Here is a 4703-nt window from a genome sequence, read left to right on the forward strand (position 1 = left end):
GAAGCCTTTGGCATCACACGTTCGCTGAGTCAAGCGGGTTGTCCTTATGACAATGCGGTAGCTGAAAGTACCTATCGCTCCTTCAAACTGGAGTTTATCAACCAAGAAACCTTCCGCTCTCTGGAAGAATTAACCCTTAAAACTAAAGATGATGTCCACTGGTGGAATCACCATCGCATCCACAGCACTCTTAATTACCAAACACCCATGACTAAAAGAGCAATCGTTTAACAAAAACACTTTATAAATTTTGTACAGAAAAGTGTTGCCTTTTCAGGAAATCGGAACATAAGCGAGGAGGAAAATAGCTAAACTCAAGAATGAGTATCCAAATACTAAAAATGCAATAGTCGCTATAATGAATGCTAATAAAACCGAGAAAAGACGTTGCCAAGCAACTTTAAAGGTGGTCTTTCGACTATCTAAAATACTCAAAATAGCAATGATTCCTGCAGAACTAGAGTAAGCCAAACCGATAGAATGTGCTAAAATGATAGCAAAGTAGGCAGCCAAAACAATTTTAATAGTTCTTTCCAACAACCTCATGCGATCACCTTAAAATAGATTTCTCTCGATATCCGCTTGAATCTTCTGCCACTCCTGCTTCGCTCGTGCTATCTTCCGTTTGTAGTCACTCAGTCCTTGCTGATAACGATTAATAAGATAGGCCTGCTTTACAGTCGGAATATCAGGTATCTCTATTCCAAGTATTCCTTGAGTACTTAAGTTCATTACTGATTTTCCCTTATTTACACTCTCTAAAAGAGCCTCCCCTACAGCTGAGTCAAGAAATAGTTTAATATACTGTCCGTAAACTTTTTGAGTTGGTCTTAGAATAGTAATATTAGAAGACGCTACTACATCTCTATCCTGTTTTTCAAAAACAGCAACCTTCTTGACAGTTCCCTTGGAGGCAATCAGGACGTCACCCTCCTGCAAGAGAAAGTGTAACAAAGTTTTTCTATCCGCAGAAAAAGTCTGAAGTTGGCTATAGTCAACACCTATTTCTGTCATATCTCTCAAATTAATTAGAGCAAATTCCCCAGACTTTGTTTTAGCAGGAAGAGCTTTTCCCTTAAAAATTTCTGCAATGTCGCCTAGCTTGACTTTTTTTATTTGATTTAATTTATATTCATTTAAAATATCAGTCATAAATCTTCCTTTTATATGTTAGTATTTAAATACTAACACAATTCATTATTATTTTAAAGAAAAATCTCCACAAACTATGTAGAGACTTGAAATTTATAATGCCTTAGCTGCTGTAATCGCTGCTTCATAATTAGGATCTGAATTAATGTTGTCAAGGTATTCAACATAAGTGACAATGTCATTCTCATCAAGAACATAAACAGCTCGTGCTAAAAGATGCCATTCAGTCATCAACAGAGCGTAATCTTTACCAAAAGAATTGTCAAAATAATCTGACAACATAACAGCATTTTCTAGACCTTCTACCCCGCACCAACGAGCTTGGGCAAAAGGAAGATCTACAGAAATAGTGATAACAACTATGTCATCAAGTTCAGACAACTCTTTGTTAAAAGTTCGTGTCTGTCTTGAACAAATGCCTGTATCAATAGATGGCACAATACTCAGCACCTTTTTCTTACCCGCAAAATCTGATAGAGTTTTCTTCGTCAAATCCGTTGTTGTCAGCGAAAAATCACGCGCCTTGTCTCCGACCTGAAGTTGCTTTCCCACAAACGTAACAGGATTTCCTAAAAATGTAGCCATAGTTTACCTCCTAAATAACTTTATTGTAAGGAAAATTGCAACATTTTTCTAACAATTTGTCTGAAATTTAAATATATTTGCTGCCTTCACGAACACTCAGTGCTGACATCAGGTATCCATACCTCTGGATAAAGCCGCGCACCCAATCAAGATTCGTCTTGGAATAATCTCTAAGAGCCCAGCCAATAGCCTTGTTAATGAAAAATTCATCACTTCCAAAATTAGCTACTAGAATCTCTTCCAGCAATTCTGGCTTGGTCTGTTTTTTACGCCCTATCTGATACTCTACGGCCAAGCGCCTAATCCAAAAATCCTCATCTCGCGCCCATGATCGCATAAGATCATCCACACGGTCATCTGCCAAACCAATATTTCCAATAATCTGATTCAAAAAGTCAATGGTGTCCCACCATTGCTGGCTTCTGGCATACTTTTCTAGCCTTGCTATGTCCTCAAACACCAAATATTTCTTCATGGCGCGCAAGTAGTCACCCACAAAATACTGATATTCACGCTGTGAAGCCTGCCAGCATTGATCCAGCAAATCCCAATCGATCATCTTAGTCTTTCGTTCAGTAACTAACAATTCCTTATAACTCGCCCTGCGCTCAGGTGTCTGAATACCGAAATAAGCAAACTGATTTTTCATGTAGGCTGCCATCTGCACAGCTTTCTCTGAATTTGCCAAGGCTTCAAAACGATTGGTTAAAGTCTCAAAACTAATCATGCAAACCTCTCAAAAATTTCTTGGATTTTTTTAGAAAAATGACCATCTTAATCGGATTATGCAAGTCATTGACAGATAATCTCTGCACTAAGTTCAAGGAATCAACACTCTTTATAAAGAGAATTTGCTGATCATAAAAACTAACCTAATTAAAATCGTCGTCAACAAAATAGGGTAAGTGATGATTGTAGCACCAAGAAAGTATCTAAGCATAAGCACTCTTTTCCAAATAGCGATGAAAAATCAGGTCTCCTGCTTCATAAGCAAGGCCACCATTAAGCCCAATCACCAAGTTCTGCGCCAGCTGATTTTCCAAAACATCAATGCAATCCCGATAAGAACGCGCCGAAGCAAAAGTTACTGAGTGACCAAAAGTCGGAGTACCGGCCAAAATATCCTTAATATCTGCTGCAATCGTCATCCAATCAAAATAAATAGTGCCATCTAAAGCAAATACAAAAATTATGTTTTCATTATACCAAAAAGCCCAGCCTATCTCTAGGTTGAGCTCAGCTCTTCTATTCACTAAATTTTCTCCAAGGCCAAACGCAAATCTTCAATCAAGTCATCAACATTTTCAAGGCCAATCGAAACACGGATTTGTTCTGGTTCAATACCGCAGGCACGTAAATCTTCCTCATTCATTTGACCGTGGGTTGTAGTCGCTGGGTGAACTACTAGAGATTTAGCATCGGCTACATTAGCTAAGTCAGAGAAGATTTCTAGACTATCAATAACCTTACGTGCGGCTGCTGCTCCACCTGACACATTAAAAGTAAAGATTGAGCTAGCACCTTTTGGTAAGTATTTCTGAGCCAACTCATAATATGGACTTGAAGGCAGGCTAGCATAGTTAACCTTGGTTACCTTAGGATGGCTTTCCAGATAGGCGGCAATCTTTTTAGCATTTTCAACATGACGTTCTACACGCAAAGAGAGCGTTTCAAGGCCTTGCGTCAAAAGAAAAGCATTAAATGGCGACAAGCAAGCACCTGTATCGCGGAGCAATTGCGTGCGCACCGCAGTAATAAACGCTGCTGCACCAATATCTCGTGTATAGCTGAGATTGTGATACGAAGGATCTTCCTCAACAAATTGCGGAAATTTGCCAGATTTTTCCCAGTCAAAATTACCCGAATCAACAATAACACCACCAATTGACGTGCCATGACCACCGATAAACTTAGTCGCTGAATGCACAGCGATATCAACGCCATGTGAAAAGACGCTAATCAAGTATGGTGTACCGAAGGTGTTGTCGACAACCAGAGGAATATTGTGGCGATGAGCTATTTCAGACAATTTGTCAAGGTCAGCCACGTTGCCTAAGGGATTTCCTAAAGTCTCTGCAATGATAAATTTAGTATTGTCCTTAATAGCAGCCTCAAGCGCAGCAAAATCAGCGACATCAACAAAACTAGTGGTGATGCCATAACGAGGAAGAGTCTCTTTGAGAAGATTGAAAGTGCCACCATAAACCGTTGTTGCAGAAACAATATGGTCACCCGCGTGAGCCAAGGCCAGCGCTGTATATGTCACTGCTGCCATACCCGAAGCCGTTGCTAGAGCACCGACACCGCCTTCCAGCGCAGCCATCCTTTCCTCAAAAACAGCTGTTGTTGGATTAGTGATACGCGTGTAAATATTACCATTTTTTCGAAGAGCAAATGAATCTTCTGCATCCTGTGCATCATCAAAAACGTAAGAAGTTGTCTGATAAATAGGTACTGCGCGTGATTTTGTAGCTGGGTCAACACTCTGTCCAGCGTGAAGTTGTAGGGTTTCAAAAGAAAAATCGCGAGTCATAAGAATCTCCTTGTGATATTCATAATCTACCTCTATTTTACGCCTTTTTCTTAAAACTGACTAATATTTATTTTTATGAATTAGTTATAGTTTTAAACTATAACAAAAGGGATTGAACAAATCCCTTTTGTCTTATTATGGCTTCCAGCCAGTTTTTCTCGTAGAGAAAAATCATGACCACCCGTCTAACGGGTGGTTTGAACAGGGGCTATAAGCCCACATCACCAGCCAGCGCCTAAAGACGCTGGCTTTCACTTTGTTCAAGCCTCACTGCTTTTGACTCGTCACTTGCCTCTTAAAGAGGCGTTGGTATTACTTGCCATCATCCCTAAAGGGATCTTCGTATTCTTTTACGCTCAATTTATCTAGGGCGAGGTCATGTTTTTCTTGTTCTTGGATATATTTTTTGATAGTGGCTTCGTTCAGTCCAACT

7 protein-coding genes and 1 pseudogene are annotated in these 4703 nt (G+C 39.7%); 1 reads left to right on the forward strand and 7 read right to left on the reverse strand.

Going from position 1 to position 4703, the window contains the following annotated elements; translation table 11 throughout:
* The coding region (locus A3GS_RS0108935) for an IS3 family transposase (protein WP_018365061.1) at window positions 1-231 on the forward strand (231 nt) is incomplete at its 5' end.
* 42 nt (window positions 232-273) lie between these two features.
* Here A3GS_RS0108935 and A3GS_RS0108940 read toward each other — a convergent pair.
* The 7 genes and pseudogenes from A3GS_RS0108940 to A3GS_RS11760 form a co-directional block, all read right to left on the reverse strand.
* Window positions 274-546, reverse strand: coding sequence for an aromatic acid exporter family protein (locus A3GS_RS0108940; protein ID WP_018365062.1), 273 nt, complete (start codon window positions 544-546; stop codon window positions 274-276).
* A 9-nt stretch (window positions 547-555) separates the two neighbouring features.
* Complete coding sequence (locus tag A3GS_RS0108945; protein WP_018365063.1) at window positions 556-1152, reverse strand: restriction endonuclease subunit S; 597 nt, start codon at window positions 1150-1152, stop codon at window positions 556-558.
* A gap of 93 nt (window positions 1153-1245) precedes the next feature.
* Window positions 1246-1737 (reverse strand): thiol peroxidase, encoded by a 492-nt coding sequence (tpx, locus tag A3GS_RS0108950; RefSeq protein ID WP_018365064.1) that lies wholly within the window; start codon window positions 1735-1737, stop codon window positions 1246-1248.
* Window positions 1738-1804: 67 nt separating this feature from the next.
* The gene (locus tag A3GS_RS0108955; RefSeq protein ID WP_018365065.1) at window positions 1805-2464 is read right to left on the reverse strand and encodes a DNA alkylation repair protein; all 660 of its coding nucleotides are present in this window, start codon (window positions 2462-2464) and stop codon (window positions 1805-1807) included.
* 205 nt (window positions 2465-2669) lie between these two features.
* Window positions 2670-2990: an HAD hydrolase family protein gene (locus A3GS_RS12065; RefSeq protein WP_018365066.1), complete on the reverse strand. Its 321-nt coding sequence runs from the start codon at window positions 2988-2990 to the stop codon at window positions 2670-2672.
* A complete protein-coding gene (locus A3GS_RS0108965) occupies window positions 2990-4270 on the reverse strand; it encodes an O-acetylhomoserine aminocarboxypropyltransferase/cysteine synthase family protein (protein ID WP_018365067.1) in 1281 nt (426 codons plus the stop codon). The genes A3GS_RS12065 and A3GS_RS0108965 overlap by 1 nt, the downstream gene beginning before the upstream one ends.
* A gap of 312 nt (window positions 4271-4582) precedes the next feature.
* Window positions 4583-4703: pseudogene (locus tag A3GS_RS11760) on the reverse strand (IS200/IS605 family transposase); the annotation flags it as partial.

Origin of the sequence: Streptococcus caballi DSM 19004 (assembly GCF_000379985.1) — a bacterium.
In the GTDB taxonomy this organism is placed as follows: domain Bacteria; phylum Bacillota; class Bacilli; order Lactobacillales; family Streptococcaceae; genus Streptococcus; species Streptococcus caballi.